1 pseudogene is annotated in these 482 nt (G+C 47.5%); it reads right to left on the reverse strand.

Going from position 1 to position 482, the window contains the following annotated elements:
• Positions 1-199 (reverse strand): annotated as a pseudogene (locus H6B51_RS17930) (IS110 family RNA-guided transposase); the annotation flags it as partial.
• Positions 200-482 lie beyond the last annotated feature (283 nt).

Below are 482 nucleotides of genomic sequence, written 5' to 3' on the forward strand. Positions count from 1 at the left end.
CTGTGGACTCCATACAGACATCCCGGCAGCCATTCTCAGCCAACCACGTTGCGCACCGATGCAAATCTCCGGTGAAGGAAGAAAAACGCTTGCTCTTGTAGCTTGTTACTCCCTGTTCATTTGTGGAAGCGATACAGGCAACAACAAAGGACTTGTGGACATCCATCCCACAGCAGACACGGTAAACGATTTTAAGCATAACACATCCCCTCGAAACAGTATTTGAGGGAACAGGCAGGGACTGGACACCCACTGAAAGATTGAAGTAGTCCGTCTCTCCAAAGATAAGGTTACAAGGTGCAAAGCCCTATTTATTGGTGCTTGAAAGAGCGTCCGGCACACATAATTATTCAGTCCAACACAAGGTTGAGCCTACTCACCTTCACGTGCTCTGTAGTGTGCCTGCTTCCTCAAGCCTATTCTAACAAATTACGACTTGCTGCGTTAGAGACACCTGTGTTTCATTTTCCTTTGGTGCCTTG

The sequence above is a fragment of the Pseudoflavonifractor phocaeensis genome, from assembly GCF_016901955.1.
Classification (GTDB): Bacteria; Bacillota; Clostridia; order Oscillospirales; family Oscillospiraceae; genus Flavonifractor; species Flavonifractor phocaeensis_A.